The 17,192-nt window shown below is 67.6% G+C and carries 14 protein-coding genes; 13 read left to right on the forward strand and 1 reads right to left on the reverse strand.

Annotated elements, in window-relative coordinates:
- The first annotated feature begins 23 nt into the window (after nt 1-23).
- The 13 genes from flgC to AC1Q6P_RS01745 all read left to right on the forward strand — a co-directional run bounded on the left by flgC (nt 24) and on the right by AC1Q6P_RS01745 (nt 15,589).
- Nucleotides 24-440, forward strand: a complete 417-nt coding sequence (gene flgC, locus AC1Q6P_RS01685) for a flagellar basal body rod protein FlgC (RefSeq protein ID WP_102769824.1) — start codon at nt 24-26, stop codon at nt 438-440.
- A 23-nt stretch (nt 441-463) separates the two neighbouring features.
- Complete coding sequence (locus AC1Q6P_RS01690; RefSeq protein ID WP_492664208.1) at nt 464-1,114, forward strand: flagellar hook assembly protein FlgD; 651 nt, start codon at nt 464-466, stop codon at nt 1,112-1,114.
- Nucleotides 1,115-1,161: 47 nt separating this feature from the next.
- Nucleotides 1,162-2,472, forward strand: coding sequence for a flagellar hook protein FlgE (flgE, locus tag AC1Q6P_RS01695; protein ID WP_171827891.1), 1,311 nt, complete (start codon nt 1,162-1,164; stop codon nt 2,470-2,472).
- A gap of 55 nt (nt 2,473-2,527) precedes the next feature.
- Nucleotides 2,528-3,253, forward strand: coding sequence for a flagellar basal-body rod protein FlgF (flgF, locus tag AC1Q6P_RS01700; RefSeq protein ID WP_171827892.1), 726 nt, complete (start codon nt 2,528-2,530; stop codon nt 3,251-3,253).
- Between the two features lie 28 nt (nt 3,254-3,281).
- Nucleotides 3,282-4,064, forward strand: a complete 783-nt coding sequence (gene flgG / locus AC1Q6P_RS01705; protein ID WP_102769820.1) for a flagellar basal-body rod protein FlgG — start codon at nt 3,282-3,284, stop codon at nt 4,062-4,064.
- Between the two features lie 14 nt (nt 4,065-4,078).
- On the forward strand, nt 4,079-4,789 hold the full coding sequence (locus AC1Q6P_RS01710; protein ID WP_492664207.1) for a flagellar basal body L-ring protein FlgH: 711 nt from the start codon (nt 4,079-4,081) through the stop codon (nt 4,787-4,789).
- A gap of 45 nt (nt 4,790-4,834) precedes the next feature.
- Nucleotides 4,835-5,968, forward strand: coding sequence for a flagellar basal body P-ring protein FlgI (locus AC1Q6P_RS01715; protein WP_171827893.1), 1,134 nt, complete (start codon nt 4,835-4,837; stop codon nt 5,966-5,968).
- Nucleotide 5,969: 1 nt separating this feature from the next.
- On the forward strand, nt 5,970-6,845 hold the full coding sequence (flgJ, locus tag AC1Q6P_RS01720) for a flagellar assembly peptidoglycan hydrolase FlgJ (RefSeq protein ID WP_492664206.1): 876 nt from the start codon (nt 5,970-5,972) through the stop codon (nt 6,843-6,845).
- Between the two features lie 25 nt (nt 6,846-6,870).
- Entirely contained in the window at nt 6,871-8,865 is a 1,995-nt protein-coding gene (flgK, locus tag AC1Q6P_RS01725) for a flagellar hook-associated protein FlgK (protein ID WP_102769817.1), read from the forward strand.
- Nucleotides 8,866-8,898: 33 nt separating this feature from the next.
- Nucleotides 8,899-10,119 carry a flagellar hook-associated protein FlgL gene (flgL, locus tag AC1Q6P_RS01730; protein WP_492664205.1) on the forward strand — a complete coding sequence of 407 codons (1,221 nt, stop codon included), beginning with the start codon at nt 8,899-8,901 and terminating at the stop codon, nt 10,117-10,119.
- Between the two features lie 27 nt (nt 10,120-10,146).
- The gene (locus AC1Q6P_RS01735) at nt 10,147-11,325 is read left to right on the forward strand and encodes an EAL and HDOD domain-containing protein (RefSeq protein ID WP_492664204.1); all 1,179 of its coding nucleotides are present in this window, start codon (nt 10,147-10,149) and stop codon (nt 11,323-11,325) included.
- Nucleotides 11,326-11,363: 38 nt separating this feature from the next.
- On the forward strand, nt 11,364-14,834 hold the full coding sequence (locus AC1Q6P_RS01740) for a PAS domain S-box protein (protein WP_492664203.1): 3,471 nt from the start codon (nt 11,364-11,366) through the stop codon (nt 14,832-14,834).
- Nucleotides 14,835-15,013: 179 nt separating this feature from the next.
- On the forward strand, nt 15,014-15,589 hold the full coding sequence (locus AC1Q6P_RS01745; RefSeq protein WP_492703026.1) for a response regulator: 576 nt from the start codon (nt 15,014-15,016) through the stop codon (nt 15,587-15,589).
- Here the strand turns inward: AC1Q6P_RS01745 and AC1Q6P_RS01750 are convergent.
- Nucleotides 15,568-17,163 carry a sensor histidine kinase gene (locus tag AC1Q6P_RS01750; RefSeq protein WP_492664202.1) on the reverse strand — a complete coding sequence of 532 codons (1,596 nt, stop codon included), beginning with the start codon at nt 17,161-17,163 and terminating at the stop codon, nt 15,568-15,570. The genes AC1Q6P_RS01745 and AC1Q6P_RS01750 overlap by 22 nt on opposite strands.
- Nucleotides 17,164-17,192: the final 29 nt, after the last annotated feature.

The following is a 17,192-nucleotide window of genomic DNA, read 5'->3' on the forward strand; positions in this document are numbered from 1 at the left end:
AGACCACCGGCCAGGAGCAGACCATGTCCATGTTTCAAATCTTCAATGTCTCGGGCAGCGCCGTCAGCGCGCAGAGCCAGCGCCTCAATGTGGTGGCCAGCAATCTGGCCAATGCCGACACCGTGGCCGGACCCGATGGTCAGGCCTACAAGGCCCGCCAGGTGGTGTTTCAGACCGCCCTGATGGGCGCCAACGGCGACCAGGGTGCCGCCGGCGTGCGCGTCAGCACCATCAGCGAAGACCAGACGCCCGGGCGCCGGGTTCACGATCCCAAGCATCCCAAGGCCGACGCCGAAGGCTATGTGACCTACAGCAATGTCAACACGGTGGAGGAGATGGTCAACATGATCTCGGCCTCCCGCTCCTACCAGAACAACATCGAGGTGATGAGCACGGCCAAGAGCCTGCTGCTCAAAACCCTGCAGCTCGGCCAGTCCTGAGCTTCACCTGAAAGAGGCCCGCCATGGACGTCATCAGCGCCGTCAAGTCGACCGGCACCACCACCAACACCGCGGAAGAGTCGGCCAGCAAGAAGGCCGTGGACACGCAGGACCGTTTTCTCAAGCTGCTGGTCGCGCAGATGCAGAACCAGGACCCCATGAACCCCATGGACAACGCCCAGGTGACCAGCCAGATGGCGCAGATCCAGACGGTCAGCGGCGTCAGCACCCTGGACAACAGCATCAAGTCCCTGGCCAACCAGTTCACCCAGATGCAGGCCCTGCAAAGCGTCTCCTTGGTGGGCCGCGAAGTCACCGTCGAGGGCAACCGCCTGCAGCAAACCAACGGGGTGGGCGAAGGCAGCTACGCCTTGAGCAGCCCCGCCGATGCGGTGAAGCTGGAGGTCTTGAGCCCCGCCGGTGCCGTGGTCGACACGGTGCAGCTCGGCGCGCAAGGCACCGGCCGCCACAACTTCAAGTGGGCCTCGGACAAGTACGCCGACGACGCCGGACTCAAATTCCGCATCACTGCGACCAAGGGCACGGCCGCCGTGAGCAGCACGCTTTACGCCCAGGACAAGGTGCTGGCCGTCAACACCAGCGGCACCACGCTGAAGCTGCAGCTTCAGAACGCTGGGCTGGTTGACTACGCCAGCATCAAGACTTTCGACTGACGCTCGCCGCGCCTGTCCCTTTCACGATTTCCCGCTAAGGACCCATCATGAGCTTCCAACAAGGCCTCTCCGGATTGAACGGCGCGAGCAAGAATCTCGACGTCATCGGCAACAACATCGCCAATGCCGGCACCTATGGTTCCAAGGCCTCACGGGCCGAGTTCAAAGATGTGTATGCCGGCGCACTCAACGGCGCGGGCAGCAGCCCGGTCGGCATCGGAACGGCCCTGGCCGCCGTGGCACAGCAGTTCACACAGGGCAATATCACCACGACCGAAAGCCCCATGGACCTGGCCATCAACGGCGGCGGCTTCTTCCAGCTCAGCGATGGCAAGAACCCGACCATGTACAGCCGCAACGGCCAGTTCAAGGTCGACCGCAACGGCTTCATCGTCAACAACGACCAGCTCAAGCTCATGGGCTACCCGGCCGACGGCGCCGGGGTGATCCAGCCCGGCCTGGCCCAACCCCTGCAGCTGCCCACCTCGGGCATCGCGCCCAAGACCACCAGCGCCATCACCACCGAGTTCAACCTCGACTCGCGCTCCAAGGTCACGGCCAACGCCGCCATTCCCGGCATCGACCTCAAGAACCCGGCCACCTACAACAACGCCACCTCGCTGACGGCCTATGACGCCAAGGGCCAGGACGTGGCCATCACACTCTACTTCCAGAAGAACGAGCCTGCCGCCGACGGCAGCACGACCTGGAACATCTTTGCCACCGCCAATGGCTCGCCCTTCACCACCGATTCGGCCGGTGGCGCCATCGGCACCGACGCCAGCGGCAACCCGCTGACGCCCTATGCCACCGTGACCTTCCCCAAGACCGGCGGCAAACCCATCGACCCCACGGCCAAGCTCAATATGGATGTGCCCGCCGGTCGCAACGCCGCGGGTGCTGCCACCTTGGACATTCCAGGCATCCAGTTCGACGTGTTGGGCGCCACCGAAAACGGCTCCAGCTTCGCCGTGACCAACCTGACGCAGGACGGCTACGCCCCCGGTCAGCTCTCGGGCATCCTGATCGAAAACAGCGGCATCGTCATGGCGCGTTACTCGAACGGACAGTCCAAGCCGGCCGGCCAAGTCGAACTGGCCTCCTTCCGCAGCCCGCAAGGCCTGCAGCCCATGGGCGGAAATGTCTGGTCGCGCACCTTCTCCTCGGGCGAGGCGGTGGTGGGCGTGCCGGGTGACGGCAACCTGGGCAAGCTGCAATCGGGCGCGCTGGAAGAGTCCAACGTCGACCTGACCGCCGAGCTGGTCAATATGGTCACCGCCCAGCGCGCCTACCAGGCCAGTGCCCAGACCATCAAGACCCAGGATCAGGTGCTGCAGACCATCGTCAACCTGCGTTGATGCTGAGCGCGCACTGAAGGCCTGAACCCCGCATGACCCTGCCCAAGGACACGCCATGGACCGCATGATCTACCTCTCGATGGCCGGCGCCAAGGCGGCCATGCAGCGTCAAGACGTGCTGGCCAACAACCTGGCCAACGTCTCGACCAATGGCTTCCGGGCCGAGCTGCAGGCCTTTCGCTCGGTGCCGGTGCGTGGCGATGGCGCCAGCACCCGCGCCTACGCCCTGGAAACCACCACCGGCTACAACTCCGACCCCGGCGTCATGCAAGCCACCAGCCGCAGCCTTGATGTGGCCATGAAGGGCAATGCCTGGCTGGCCGTGCAAGGCCTGGACGGCACCGAGGCCTACACCCGCGCGGGCGCGCTCGATGTCAATGCCGAAGGCCTGCTGGTCATGCGCAACGGCCTGCCGGTGCAAGGCGATGGCGGCCCGATCAATGCGCCGCCCAATACCGAGCTGTCCATCGGCGGCGACGGCACCGTCAGCGCCAAAGCGGCCAACGGCACCAGCACCACCATCGGCAAGCTCAAGCTGGTCACGCCCGAAGCGCGCCTGACGCGCGGCGCCGATGGTCTGTTCCGTGCGCCCGACGGCGACCTGCCCGCCGACCCGACGGCACGCCTGCAAGACGGCGCGCTGGAAGGCTCCAACGTCAGCGCCGTCGAAACCATGGTCAGCATGATTGCCGCCGGCCGCCAGTTCGAGCAACAGATGAAGCTGATGCAGATTGCCCAGACCCAGGGCCAGCAATCGGCCAAGCTGCTGGGCACCACCTGACCTCCCGATTCCCTGAAGGACACCGACCATGATCCGCTCACTCTGGATTGCCAAGACCGGCATGGAGGCCCAGCAGACCCAGCTGGACACCATCTCCAACAACCTGGCCAACGTCGCCACCAATGGTTTCAAGCGCTCACACGCGGTGTTCGAAGACTTGATCTATCAAAACCTGCGGCAAAGCGGCGCCAACACCACCGAGCAGACCCAACTGCCCACGGGTTTGCAGGTCGGCCTGGGCGTGCGCCCGGTGGCCAGCGCCCGCATCTACAGCCAGGGCAATCTGCAGCAAACCACCAACAACCTGGACCTGGCCATCAAGGGCAATGGCTTCTTCCAGGTGCAGATGCCGGACGGCACCACGGCCTACACGCGCGACGGTTCTTTCCAGCTCGACGCCAACGGCCAGATCGTCACCAACAACGGCTATACCGTGCTGCCCGGCATCACCGTGCCGGCCAATGCACTGAGCGTGTCGGTTGGCAATGACGGCACGGTCAGCATCACCGTCCCGGGTACACCGGCGCCGCAAACCCTGGGCCAGATCCAGCTCGCCAATTTCGTCAATCCGGCCGGCCTGGACCCCAAGGGCCAGAACCTGTTCTCGGAGACCGCCTCCTCGGGCACGCCCAATGCCGGCGCGCCCAATGCCAACGGTCTGGGCTCGCTGCAACAAGGCTATGTGGAAACCTCCAACGTCAATGTGGTGGAGGAGCTGGTGTCCATGATCCAGACCCAGCGCGCCTACGAGCTCAATTCCAAGGCCGTGCAAACCTCGGACCAGATGCTGCAAAAGCTCGCACAGATCTGATGGAGCCTCCGCACATGAACACCCTGCCCCGCCATCACATGCTTCACGCCCGCCTGCCGCGCTTGCTGCTCGCCGTGTCCAGTGCCTTGCTGCTCGGCGGCTGCAGCACGCTGTACCGCGAACCCCAGGTCGAGCTGCAGCACACGCCGGTGGTGAACATGCCCGCCCTGCCCGCCCAAGGCCCTAGCAATGGCGCCATCTACCAGGCCGCGGCCTACCGGCCGCTGTTCGAGGACCACCGCGCCCGCATGGTGGGCGACACCTTGACCATCCAGATCGTCGAGAAGGTCACCGCCAGCCAGAGCAGCACCAGCGAGCTCAACAAGACCGGCTCGCTGACCGCCGGCGTCACCGCCCTGCCCTTTGTCAGCGCCAACTCCTTCGGCCGGGCCTCGGCCGGCGGCAGCTCGGCCACCAAGTCCACCGGCAAGGGCACGAACGAAAACACCAACGACTTCTCCGGCAGCATCACCGCCGTGGTCACCGCCGTGCTGCCCAATGGCCATCTGATGATCAGCGGCGAGAAGCAGATCGGCGTCAACCATAACGTCGATGTTCTGCGCTTCTCGGGCCAGGTGGACCCGCGCGCCATCACCCAGGGCAATGTCGTGCCCTCGGCGTCGGTGGCCAATGTTCGGATCGAACAGAAGGGCCGCGGCGCCACCGCCGACGCCCACGGAATAGGCTGGTTGTCGCGCTTCTTTTTGAACCTTTGGCCGACTTAAGTTTGCCCAGAATCGGTCGTAGAGGATTCCCCCTCCACGACCATCATGCAAACAGCCACCGACAAACTCCTCCGCGCCCTGATCGGCCTCGCCGCCCTGCTGGCCAGTGCCGCCCTGTGGTGGCCCGCCGAGGCCTCCGCAGCCCGGATCAAGGAAGTGGCCGCCATCCAGGGCGTGCGCAGCAACTCGCTGACCGGCTATGGCCTGGTGGTGGGCCTGGACGGCACGGGTGACCAGACCACCCAAGCCCCTTACACCGGCCAGAGCCTGGCCGCCATGCTGCAGCAATTCGGTGTCATCCTGCCGCAAGGCGTGACCATGCAGCCGCGCAATATCGCCGCCGTCATGGTCACGGCCCAGCTGCCCGCATTTGCCCAGCCCGGCCAGCAGCTCGACATCGCCGTGTCCTCGGTCGGCAATGCCAAGAGCCTGCGCGGCGGCACCCTGATCACCACCCCGCTGCGCGGTGCCGACGGCCAGGTCTATGCCCTGGCGCAAGGCAATCTGATCGTCGGCGGCGCCGGCGCCTCGGCCGGTGGCTCCAAGGTGCAGATCAACCACCTCTCGGCCGGCCGCATCCCCGGCGGCGCCCTGGTCGAGCGCTCGGTGCCGACGCCGCTGCAAAACGGCGACTACATCCAGCTCGACCTCAACTCCGCCGATTTCGCCACCGCTCGCGCCGTGGCCCGCGCCATCAACAAGGCCAAGGGCAATGGCGTGGCCCAGGCCCTGGATGGCCGCGTCGTGCGCGTGCGCGCGCCCAACGACCCGGACGAGCGCGTCAACTTCCTGGCCGATATGGAAAACCTGGCCCTGGATCTGGCCGAGCCGGCCGCCCGCATCGTCATCAACGCCCGCACCGGCTCGGTGGTCATGAACCAGGCCGTCACCCTGGCCGCCTGCGCGGTGGCCCACGGCAATCTGTCGGTCACCATCAGTTCCACACCGCAAGTCAGCCAGCCCAATGCCCTGTCGGGCGGCCAGACCCAGGTGACCGAGAAGACCGACATCTCGATCAAGCAGGACCCCGGCTCGCTGATCCAGCTGCCCGCGGGTGCCAAGCTGGCCGATGTCGTCAAGGCGCTGAACTCGCTGGGCGCCACGCCGCAAGACCTGCTGGCCATCCTGCAAGCGATGAAAACCGCCGGCGCCCTGAACGCCGAGCTGGAGGTGATCTGATATGGCCCTCTCTCCCAACAATGGCATGGCCCTCGGTGGTGGCACCAGCCTGGGCAACGACCACCGCTCGATCGAAACCCTGCGTGCCGCCGCCTCGCGCGACCCCAAGAGCAGCATTCGCGAGACCGCGCGACAGTTCGAATCCCTGTTCATGCAGGAGGTGATGAAGAGCATGCGCTCCAACACCATGGCCACCGGCATGCTGGAGAACTCCGCCACACAGATGGGCAGCGAAATGCTGGACACCCAGTTCGCCGGCAAGATGACCGGCCTGCCGGGCGGTCTGTCCGATGCGATTGCACGTCAGCTGCAGCGCCAGATGGGAGTGACTGACGGCAAGACGGAGTCGCTCAAGACCGTGCAGCCCCTGCCCACCCTGGCCAAGAAGAATGTGGCGCCGCATGTGGCCAGCTTCATCCAGAAGCACGACGACGCGGCCAAGGCCGCCGAGGCCAGCACCGGCATCCCGGCCAGCTTCATGATCGCCCAGGCGGCGCATGAGTCCGGCTGGGGCAAGCGCGAGATCAACACCAAGGACGGCCAGCCCTCCTTCAACGTCTTCGGCATCAAGGCCACGCCGGGCTGGAAGGGCGCCGTCGCCGAGGTACAGACCACCGAGTATGTGGATGGCAAGGCCCAGCGCGTGACCGCCAAGTTCCGCGCCTACGGCAGCTACGAAGAAGCGTTCAAGGACTACGCCAAGCTGATCAGCAACAACGAGCGCTACAGCAAGGTCGTGGCCCAGGCCCAGACGGGCGGGGCCAAGGGCTTTGCCCAGGGCTTGCAGAACGCCGGCTATGCCACCGACCCCGAGTACGCCAGCAAGCTGGCCCGGGTGATCAACACCACGGTGCGCGTGCAGCGCGCCCTGGCCTGAGCTTCGGGCCTGAGGAGCGCCAGCCATGAGCGGATTGCTGTCCATCGGCGTTCGAGCCATGTTCGCCAACCAGGCCGCCTTGCAGGCGGTCGGGCAGAACATTGCCAATGCCAACACGCCCGGCTATTCGCGCCAATCGGTGGTGCTGACCACGCCGGAAGGCCAGTTCACCGGCGCCGGCTACTTTGGCAAGGGCGTGACCATCGAAACGGTGGAGCGCGCGCACAACGAATTCCTGACCCGTCAGGCCTACACCACCAAGGCCATCGCCCACATGGACTCGACTCGCATGAGTCAGCTGTCCCAGTTGGAGAAGATCTTCCCGCCCGGCGAGACCGGCCTGGGTGCCGCCGCCGGCCAGTTCCTGAACGCCATGGTGGACGTGAGCAGCCGCCCCTCCGACCCCTCCGCCCGCCAGGTGGTGATGGGCCGCGCCACCGAGGTGGCGGCGCGCTTTTCCAGCGCCGGCCAGCAGCTGGTGGAGCTGCAGTCGGGCGTGGTCAGCGACCTCAAGGCCAATGTCGATGTGGTCAATGAGCTGAGCAAACAGATCGCCTTTGCCAACGACCAGATCTCGCGCGCCAACGGCAATGGCCACACCCCGAATGACCTGCTGGACCAGCGCGACAAGCTGGTCTCCGAGCTGAGCAAGTACATCCAGGTCTCGACCCTACCCGCCAGCGACGGCACCCTGGGCGTGTTCATCGGCGGCGGCCAGCGACTGGTGCTGGGCGCGCAGGCGCAGGAACTCAGCGTCACCCAGGACCCCTACGACAGCTCGCGCGCCGCGCTCAGCATCAGCGATTCCGGCGGCCCGCGCTCGCTGGACGAAAGCGTGCTGACCGGCGGCTCCCTGTCCGCCCTGCTGCAGTACCAGAACAAGGATCTGCAGGACGCTCGCAATCTGTTGGGCCAGATGGCCGCGGCCCTGGCCTCGCGCGTCAACGGGCAGCAAGCCCTGGGCCTGGACCTCTCCGACCCGCCGGGCAAGGGCGTGCCCATCTTCGGCTTTGGCCAGCCGCGCGCCCTGCCGGCCACCACCAATGCTCGCGCCCCTGATGGCAGCTTTGCCTCGAACGTGAGCATGACCATCACCAACGCCAGCCAGCTGCAGGCCAGCGCCTACCGCCTGGAGAGCGATCTCAGCGGCTCCGGCACCTATAAGCTGACCCGGCTCAGCGATGGCTACACGCAGAACGTGGCCGATGGCGACACCGTCGATGGCTTCAAGATCAGCTTCGGCGCCACGCCGCCCGCCCCGGGTGACTCCTACCGCCTGGAACCCGTGGCCCAGGCCGCCGTGGAAATGCGTCGCGTGCTGGAGCAGCCCACCGGCATCGCCGCCGCTTCACCCCTGACTGCCACCACCAATGTGGACAACAAGGGCTCAGCCACGGTCAATTCCATCTACGCCGTCAACGACCGTTTCGATGCCACCAAGCTGCCCATCAGCCTGGCTTTTGGCGACCCCGATCCCGCCAACCCGGCCAAGCTGCAGTACACCCTGACCCTCGCCGATGGCTCGGTGCTCAACGGCACCTGGGCCGCAGGCCAGAACATCGGCAACGAGCCCAATGCCGTGCCGCCGATCGATCTGGGCTTCGAGATGAGCCTGAACGGCGTGCCACGCAAGGACGACACCATCTCGCTGGAGCGCACCCAGTTCCCCGCCACCAACAACGGCAATGCCAAGGCCTTCCTGAACATCCAGGGGGAAAAGTTCGTCGGCCAGCGCCAGCGCCCTGACGGCAGCATCGCCGTGGGCGCCACCATCAACGAAGCCTATTCCGCCACCATGAGCGAGATCGGCTCGCGCGTGCAGGGTGCCACCTACCTCTCCAGCGTCTCGGTGGCCGTGGCCGCCGATGCCGAGCAGACCCGGGCCGGCCAAGCAGGCGTCAACCTCGACGAAGAAGCCGCACGGCTGATGCAGTTCCAGCAGGGCTACCAGGCCGCGGCCAAGGTGCTGCAAGCCGCGCAAAAGCTGTTCGACGAGCTGCTGCAGATGGCGGCCCGCTGATGGCGCGCCCGCGCCCCAACCAGGAAGACCACCATGCGCCTGTCCACCGCCAACATCTTTGACAGCAGCATCGCGACCCTGCAGCGCCGCCAGGAATCCATGCAGGCCTCGCAGCAGCAGCTCACCACGGGCAAGAAGATCACCAAGGCCAGCGATGACCCGACCGGCGCGGCACGCTCTGAGCGCGCCCTGTCCACCATCGGCCGGGTCGATGCCAACCAGCGCGCGCTGGAGGCCAGCCGCAACGGCATGACACTGAGCGAAGCTGCGTTGGGCGACGCCAACGAGCTGCTGCAGCAGATGCGCGAAACCATGATCGCCGCCGGCAACGCCAGCTACAGCGATGCCGAACGCGCCGGCCTGGCCAACAAGATTGCCGGCCTTCGCAACCAGTTGCTGGCCATCGCCAACCGTGGCGACGGCGCCGGTGGCTATCTGTTCTCGGGCCAGGGCGCCAGCGACCCGCCCTTCCTGGACCAGGCCGGCGGCGTGCGCTTCAACGGCGTCTCGGGCTCCATCCAGACCGGCAATATCGACAACTTCCCCCTAACCGTGGACGGCCGCCTGGTGTTCGAACAGGCGCGCAGCGGCAATGGCACGTTTGAGACCGGCCCCCTGCCCAATCTGATCTCGGTGCCGCCCGGCGTCGCGCCCAAGGGCTGGATCGACGCCGGCCGCACCGCCGATCCCTCGCAGCTCACCGGCCACAACTATCTGATCGAGATCAGCGGCGCCAGCCCGGCCCAGACCATCACCGTGACCGACACCGACCTCGGCACACCGGCCTTCAGCGCCCCCTTCACGCCCGGCAAGGCCATCACCTTCGACGGCATGGCCGTCACCATCTCCGGCCAGCCGGTGGATGGCGACCGCTTCGAGGTCAAGCCTTCGACCAACTCGCTCAAGCTCTTCGACGTGCTGGACCGCACCGTGGCCGAGCTGCGCACGCCGCTGCGCACCGGTGTGGAAATCTCGCAATCCAACTCGGGCCGGGTGCGCGACCTGGATGCGGTGATGACGAACTTACAAAATGTTCGCAGTCAACTGGGCGAGAGGCTGAATAATCTGGACGGCACCGAATCCCGCATGGCCGCGCTCAAGCAGTACAACCAGGCCGAGCGCTCGGCCGCCGAAGACCTGGACATGGTGCAAGGCATCTCCGACTTCCAGAACCAGCAAACCGGCTACGACACCGCCCTGAAAACCTACGCCATGGTGCAGCGCATGTCGCTGTTCCAGTACCTCAATGTTTGAACACCCCCGTATCGGATCCGCGGAGTCATGAACCATCCCATCCTGAGCGCTCTGGCCCTCGGCTACACCCCCTTGATCGACCGCCAGCGCATGGTCACGGCCACCCGCCTGACCGTGATCCCCTTGCGGCCGGACGCCCAGCTCGACGCGGCCGATCTGCTGGCCGCGGTGTCCGAGGTCTGGCCCGCGGGCGGGCCCCAGGTCATCCTCAATGTGCTCAACGAAGGCCTGCTGCAGGAGCTGCTGCGTGCCGAGGCGCCGGCCCATGTGCAGTTCGAAGTGCCTGCCTTCATGGCCGCCGATGCCGGCCTGGGCGAGGCGCTGCGCGCACTCAAGAAACGCGGCAACACCCTCTTGCTCAAGGGCAGGCCCAGCGCCGCCCTGCCCGCCGAGCTGCAGTCCTGCTTCAGCCAGCAGGTGCTGGATCAGGACGACGAACAAAGGGCGGGTGAGACCGGCGCCCTGCCCCGCCTGGTGGCTGGCTTGCGCAGCGCCGCCGACATCGATGGCGCTTTCGGCCGCGGTGCCGCCGGCGTGATCGGCTGGCCCATGCAGGGCGCCTACGAGGCACCGGCAAATGCGCCGCGCAGCGAGATCCAGGCCGATCTGCAGGTCATCGTCGAGCTGATGTCGCGGGTCGATCAGGATGAAGACATCGAGCGCCTGGAGCAAACCCTCAAGCGCGACCCCAGCCTGGCCTTCAAGCTGCTGCGCTACCTGAACTCGGCCGCCTTCGGCCTGCCGGTCGAGGTGTCCTCCTTCCGCCACGCCATCATGCTGCTCGGCTATCCGCGCCTCAAGCGCTGGCTGGCCCTCTTGCTGACCACGGCCAGCAAGGACCACAGCATGCGCCCCATCATGTTTGCCGCCCTGCGCCGCGGCCTGCTGATGGAAGAGCTGGCCAAGAGCATGAGCGACAGCGAGCTGCGCGACGAGATGTTCATCTGCGGCCTGTTCTCGCTGTTGGACCACATGCTCAAGCAGCCCTTCACCAAGCTGCTGCAATCCATCCCCATGCCCGAGCGCGTGCGCCAGGCCCTGGTCGATGGCAGCGGCCCCTACCAGCCCTATCTGGAGCTGGTGCACGCGATCGAGAACGAATCCGTCTACGACTTCCGCGCCGCCGCCGAGCAGCTGATGCTGGGGGCGGAAGAGATCAACCACTGTGTGCTGCGCGCCCTGAACAAGGCCGCCCAGCTCGAGTGAACGGGAACCCGGCCGGGCGCCCCGTAAACTCGGCGCACATGTCCGCTCAACTGTCAGCCCAGCTTTCCCTCCTGCCCCAAGACCTCGCCGCCCTGCGCGGGGTGTTCGGGCTCATCAGCGACCCGGTGCTCCTGCTCGGTGAGGCGCTGGAGGTGCTGGAGGCCAACCCGAGCGCGCAAAGCCTGCTCGAGCAGGCCGCGGGCCTGAGCGGCGGCAAGGGCTTGCACGGCCTGCAGACCAGCCATGGCGGCCGTGTCGGCGACTGGCTGCGCCTGGCCAGCCGCGCCCTGCTGGACGGCCGCCAAGGCCCGCCGCCCACCGGCATCAAGCTGGCCAATGGCCAGCGCGCCCTGCTGACCCTGGTCGCCCTGGAGCCCCGCGCCGACGATGCCGCGCGCTGGATGCTGCATGCCCGGCCGGAAGAAAAACACCGCGGCAAACCGGCGGCCGGCAAGCTGGCCAGCGCCGCCGCCGAACACCCCCACGAGGGCCCGGCCCTGAGTGGCGACGCCAAGGCGCGCGAAGCCTTGCTGCGCGAGAACACCGAGCGCGCCCAGGCCGAGCTGGCCCAGTGGTTCGAAATGAGCCCCCTGCCCATGTGCAGCTTCGATGCCCAGGGCCTGCTGCTCAAGGTCAACAGCGCCTTCACCGCCTTGTGCCTGCAGCCGCCCAGCACCTTGCACGAAGCCGACCCGGCCATCCAGCAGCTGCTGGCCTGGGACAACGGCCGCCTGGCCGAAGCCCTGAGTGGCCACGACGACGGCCTGCTGACCCAGGCCACCCTGGTGGACCCGGCCGGCCGCACGCGCTGGTTGCTCGGCCGCCTGCGGCCCCAGGCCGGCAGCAGCGGCCCGGCGAGGCGCTATCTGGCCGTGCTGGAAGACCGCAGCTCCGAGCAAGAGCGCGACCTCGCCCACCAGCAGCTCGATGCCTTGATGGACACCGCCGGCGTCGGCCTGGCCACCTTCCAGCAGGATGCCGGTTGGCTGCGCCCGCGCACGCCACGCAGCCCGCCGGGCGGCGCCCATCTGGGCCAGGCCGCGGCCACCCAGCGCAACTCCCTGGCCAGCCTGCAAGGCGTGGGCCGCGACATCGTCGAGCCCAGCTCGCTCCATGAATTCGAACGCCTGCAGCGGGCGCTCAAGAAAGGCGACCGCATCGAGGTCCGCTACGCCGTGCGCCACCCCGAGCTGGGCCGGCGCTGGCTGCTGACCCGGGTCGAGCCCGGCCAGCTGGCCTCGGGCAAACGGACCACCTCGGTGGTGACCCTGGACGTCACCGCCCAAACCCAGGCCGAAACCCGCAGCGAGCAGCTGCTGCACGAGCTGACCACCATCATGGACAGCGCCAGCCTGGGCCTGGCCTATTTGCGCGGCGACCAGTTGGTGCGCTGCAACGGCGGCTTCGAGCAAATGCTGGGCCTGCCCGGCCTGCAGCACGCCGGCACGCCGGTGGCCCAGCTTTTCGCCGCCCTGCCCGAGCTGGCCCAGCAGGTGCAGGACGCCCTGCCCACGCTGCAGGCCCAGCAGACCTTCGAGGCCGAGTTCCTGCAGGTCGGCAGCGAAGCGGCCCAGCCGCGCTGGCTCTCGTTGAGCCTGCGCCAGGTGCGCGCCGCTTCAGAAGCCAGCGAGCTCGAGAGCGGCCCGCCGCGCGAGAGCGAAACCATCGCCGTGATCAGCGACATCTCCCGCCTCAAGGCCCAGCAAGGCGAGCTGGAAGCCCTGGTGCAGGATCGCGAGCTGATGTTCAGCCTCTCCGATGTGGGCATCGCCATCTTGCGCAAGGGCCGCATCGCGCGTGCCAATGACGCCCTGGCCGCACTGACCGGCTACCGCATCCACGAACTCGGTGGCCTGGCCCATGAGGCCTTGTTCGAGTCCCCCCAGGATTTCGAGCACCTCAGTGCCGAGGTGCGCGAGGCCTTGCAGCGCCAGGGCCTGTGGCGCGGCGAGCGCCGCGTGCGCCGCCAGGACGGCAGCGTGCTCTGGATGCAGGTCAGCAAGCGCGTGATGCGGCCCGGTGCGCCGGACGAAGGCATCATCGCCACCTACGTCAATGTGGACGACCGCTGGCGCGCCCAACAATCGCTGATGCTGCAGACCGAGCGCGAGCGCGCGGTGCTGGACTCGGTGCTGGTGGGCATCGTCACCGTCGGCCGCGGCGGCATCGAATGGATGAACCGCTCGGCGCGGCGCATGTTCGGCGGCGACCTGAGCGAGTTCGCCGGCCAGCCCATGAGCATCGTCGCCACGCCGGCCTCGGACCACCCCTTCCGCCAGACCCATTACCTGGACGAGCTGACCGAGGGCCAGACCGAGGCCTTCGAGTGCCGGCTCAAGGCCCGCGATGGCCGCGAGTTCTGGGTGGTCGGCAATGTGGTGGTCACCGGCACCCGCGGCAGCGGCCGCCAGCTGACCTTTGCCCTGCTGGACATCGACCGCCGCCGCCAGGCCGAGGCGCAAACCCTGCAGGCCCAGGCCTCGCTCAGCCGCATCATCGAAGCCGCGCCCCTGGCCATCAGCCTGCATGACGCCAAGACCCTGCGCGTGGAGCAGATCAACCAGGCCGCCGCCGCCCTGGCCGGCCGCAGCGAGGACGAGCTGATGGGCGCCAGCCCGGAAGACCTGTTCGGCCCGCTGCAGGGCGAGATGATCCGGCGCGATATGTTGAGCGCCCTGTCGGCCAGCGCCAGCACCGTGCTGCAGCGCGAGTACCGGCTCGGCGAAGGCGAGCGCGAGCGCGTCTGGGATGCGCGCATCCTGCACCTGGCCGGCACCGGCGACAACCCGGACGCCATCGACGAAGGCACGCCCGAGCAGCTGCTGCTGGTGGCCAGCGATGTGACCGAGCACCGTGCTGCCGAAGAGGCGCGCCTGCAAGCCGCCATCTCGCAGCGCGAGCTGCTGGTGCGTGAGGTGCACCACCGCATCAAGAACAATCTGCAAGGCGTGGCCGGCCTGCTGCAGCAGATCGCCGCCCGGCGCCCCGAGGTGGCCAGCGTCATCAACGAGGCGGTCGGTCAGGTGCAGGCGATTGCCCAGGTCTACGGCCTGCAGGTCGGCAGCTCCGGCCCGCTGCGCCTGCGCCGCGTGGTGGACGCCATCATCGGCTCGGTGCAGCGCATGAGCGGGCGCCAGATCGCCAGCCATATCGAGGGCCTGACGTCTGAGCGGGTCAATGACTGGACCCTGCCCGAGGCGGAATCCATCCCGATCGCACTGACGCTCAACGAGCTGCTCAGCAATGCCCTCAAGCACAGCCCGGCCGGCGCCGTCAGCTGCACCTTGCACTGCGGGGTGGACAGCGTCAGCGTCGCCATCACCAACCCCGGGACCCTGCCGCCGGACTTCAGCCTGGCACAGGTGCCTGGCGGCGTCTCGGGCCTGGGCCTGGTGCGCGCCCTGCTGCCGCGCCGCACGGCACGGCTGAGCCTGGAACAGCAGGGCGATCTGGTGGTCTGCCGGGTCGAGCTGCTGCAGCCCAGCGTCAACCTGCAAAGCGAACACTGAGCAGCAGCCGATACGCCGCGTCCGAAAAGCCGAGCCCGCACAGCCCCGTACTCACCCCAGGACGCCCCGGTCCCCGGTTTGGGCGACAATGCCAGCAAACACAAGGTCGGCAGCAGCCGGCCGCATTCCAGCACAGCGGGGGACCTCCAGCGGTGAGCAGCAAGGGCAAGATTCTCGTAGTGGACGATGACCGTCTGGTTCTGGCGACCCTGACCTATGGTCTGGCGCAGGCCGGTTTCGAAGTCATCGATGCCGACAATGGCGACGACGCCATCCTGTTGGCGCGCGAGCACCGCCCCGAACTGGCCCTGCTGGACATCCGCATGGAAGGCCTGAGCGGCTTCGACGTCGCCGCCTACCTGCGCGAGTACCTGCAAATCCCCTTCATGTTCCTCTCGGCCTTTGCCGACGAGGAGACCGTGGCCAAGGTCAAGGAGCTGGGCGCCGTGGCCTATCTGGTCAAGCCCCTGGACATTCACCAGATCGTGCCGGCCGTGGAAGCCGCCTTTGCCAACCGCCGCCAGGGCGGCCCGGCCGAGCCGGCCCCGGCCGCGCGGCGCGAGCCGCACCCGGTGCTGGACGAGGTGCAGGCGATTGCGGTGGGCGTGCTCATGCACCGTTACTCGCTGTCGCGTGCCGATGCCCTGGCCCGGCTGCAAAAGCTCAGCGCCAGCGAAGGCCGCTCGGACACCGAACAGGCCCGCCTGCTGGTCGAGGCCCTGGAGATGCTGGCTCAGCCGGCCAATGTGAAGTAGAAGCGGGCGCCCTCGCCCACGGCCGACTCGGCCCAGATGTCACCGCCATGGCGGCGCACGATACGCCGCACCGAAGCCAGGCCCACGCCGGTGCCCTGGAAATCGCTGGCGCTGTGCAGGCGCTGGAACACGCCGAACAGGCGGTCGGCAAAACGCATGTCGAAGCCGGCGCCGTTGTCGCTGACGCGGTAGGTCCATTGCCCTTCTTCCAGCTGCGCCTCGAATCGGATCTGCGCCTGCGCGCACTTGGCGCTGTACTTCCAGGCATTGCCGAGCAGGTTTTCCAGCACCATGCGCAGCAAGGTCGGGTCGCCTTGCACCACCATGCGTGGCTGAATGTGGACAGTCACCGAACGCTCGGGCGCACTGCGACGCAGCTCTTCGACCACAAAACCGGCCAGCTGCGAGAGGTCCACCGGCTGGCGCGCCAGCGGCTGGGCCGAGAGCTGGGACAGGGACAGCAGGGAATCAATCATGCTGTTCATGCGCGCGGCCGCGCCCATGACCCGGTCCAGGTGGTCATTGCCGATGCGGTCCAGCAGGCGGCCGTAGTCTTCTTTCAAGATGCGGGCAAAGCCCTCGACCACACGCAGCGGCGCGCGCAGATCGTGCGACACGGTGTAGCTGAAGGACTCATGCTCGCCCGGGTCCGCGGCCGCAGGCGGGGCCGGTGGCGGCAGAGGCGGCAGCACGGCCAGGGCATAGCTGCCCGAGGCGTCGGTGTAGGGTTTGGGCAGCTGGCCGCTCAAACGCTCACTCAGTTCGGCCGGGAACTGGGCCTGGCAATCCTGCCAGCGCTCGCCCACCCGGGCGCCGGCGGCGGCCGCCTGGGCATTCTGGGCCAGCAGCACCACTGGCGGCGCCACGCTGAGCAGCCAGGCTGGGCCGGGCACCGCATCCAGCCAGGCGGTGCTGGCCTGGGCCGGGGGCTGGCTTGGCACTGCCGCCGCTTCGGGCTCCAGCAGGCGCGCCGTGCCGCAATAGCCCTCGAAACGGCCCTGGGCATCCCAGCGTGCCAGGCCGCGCAGCACCCAGGTGCCCGGTGCCAGCTCAGGCGCGATCGGCTGGAGCTGAAGTTCAAATTCCGCGGCCTGGCGGCTCAACTGCTCGCGCAGGTCGGCACCTTCGGGCAGGTCTTCACCGGGCGCCAGGCGGAAGCGTTCCCAGAGCGTCTGGCAATGCGTGCTGCCCACCCACTGCGAGCTGAGCACATCGCGCGGCCCTTGCCAGCGCACCAGGTGGTGCTCGGCGTCGGTGGCCCATTGCCAGCCGGTTTGGAGTTGTGAGAGCAGGCGGCTGTGCTGGCGTGCTTCGCGCAAGGCCTCATGCATGCGCTGGCGCGTCAGTCGCACGCCCACATGCCAACCCAGGCCGGCCAGCAACAGGGCCAGCACGGCCGTGCAGAAGACCGTCAGCACCACCACGGCCACGCTCAAATGCGCGGCATCTTGCAAGGTGATGAACCAGGCCATGGCCGCCAAGACCAGCAGGCCCAGCACCAGCGCCAGTGACGCAGCGGCGGCCCGACGGGGCAGTCGGCGTGTGCTGGCACGGGCATCGCTGAGGCTGTTCATGCGAGTCATTGTACGGAGCGCCTGCCCGG

The organism is Roseateles sp. GW835-FHT13E02, assembly GCF_058794035.1.

What these genes read in the sequence shown, in the direction of transcription:
- flgC (WP_102769824.1), top strand. Translation starts at nt 24, where the DNA reads ATGTCCATGTTTCAAATCTTCAATGTCTCGGGCAGCGCCGTCAGCGCG.
- AC1Q6P_RS01690 (WP_492664208.1), top strand. Translation starts at nt 464, where the DNA reads ATGGACGTCATCAGCGCCGTCAAGTCGACCGGCACCACCACCAACACC.
- flgE (WP_171827891.1), top strand. Translation starts at nt 1,162, where the DNA reads ATGAGCTTCCAACAAGGCCTCTCCGGATTGAACGGCGCGAGCAAGAAT.
- flgF (WP_171827892.1), top strand. Translation starts at nt 2,528, where the DNA reads ATGGACCGCATGATCTACCTCTCGATGGCCGGCGCCAAGGCGGCCATG.
- flgG (WP_102769820.1), top strand. Translation starts at nt 3,282, where the DNA reads ATGATCCGCTCACTCTGGATTGCCAAGACCGGCATGGAGGCCCAGCAG.
- AC1Q6P_RS01710 (WP_492664207.1), top strand. Translation starts at nt 4,079, where the DNA reads ATGAACACCCTGCCCCGCCATCACATGCTTCACGCCCGCCTGCCGCGC.
- AC1Q6P_RS01715 (WP_171827893.1), top strand. Translation starts at nt 4,835, where the DNA reads ATGCAAACAGCCACCGACAAACTCCTCCGCGCCCTGATCGGCCTCGCC.
- flgJ (WP_492664206.1), top strand. Translation starts at nt 5,970, where the DNA reads ATGGCCCTCTCTCCCAACAATGGCATGGCCCTCGGTGGTGGCACCAGC.
- flgK (WP_102769817.1), top strand. Translation starts at nt 6,871, where the DNA reads ATGAGCGGATTGCTGTCCATCGGCGTTCGAGCCATGTTCGCCAACCAG.
- flgL (WP_492664205.1), top strand. Translation starts at nt 8,899, where the DNA reads ATGCGCCTGTCCACCGCCAACATCTTTGACAGCAGCATCGCGACCCTG.
- AC1Q6P_RS01735 (WP_492664204.1), top strand. Translation starts at nt 10,147, where the DNA reads ATGAACCATCCCATCCTGAGCGCTCTGGCCCTCGGCTACACCCCCTTG.
- AC1Q6P_RS01740 (WP_492664203.1), top strand. Translation starts at nt 11,364, where the DNA reads ATGTCCGCTCAACTGTCAGCCCAGCTTTCCCTCCTGCCCCAAGACCTC.
- AC1Q6P_RS01750 (WP_492664202.1), bottom strand. Translation starts at nt 17,163, where the DNA reads ATGAACAGCCTCAGCGATGCCCGTGCCAGCACACGCCGACTGCCCCGT.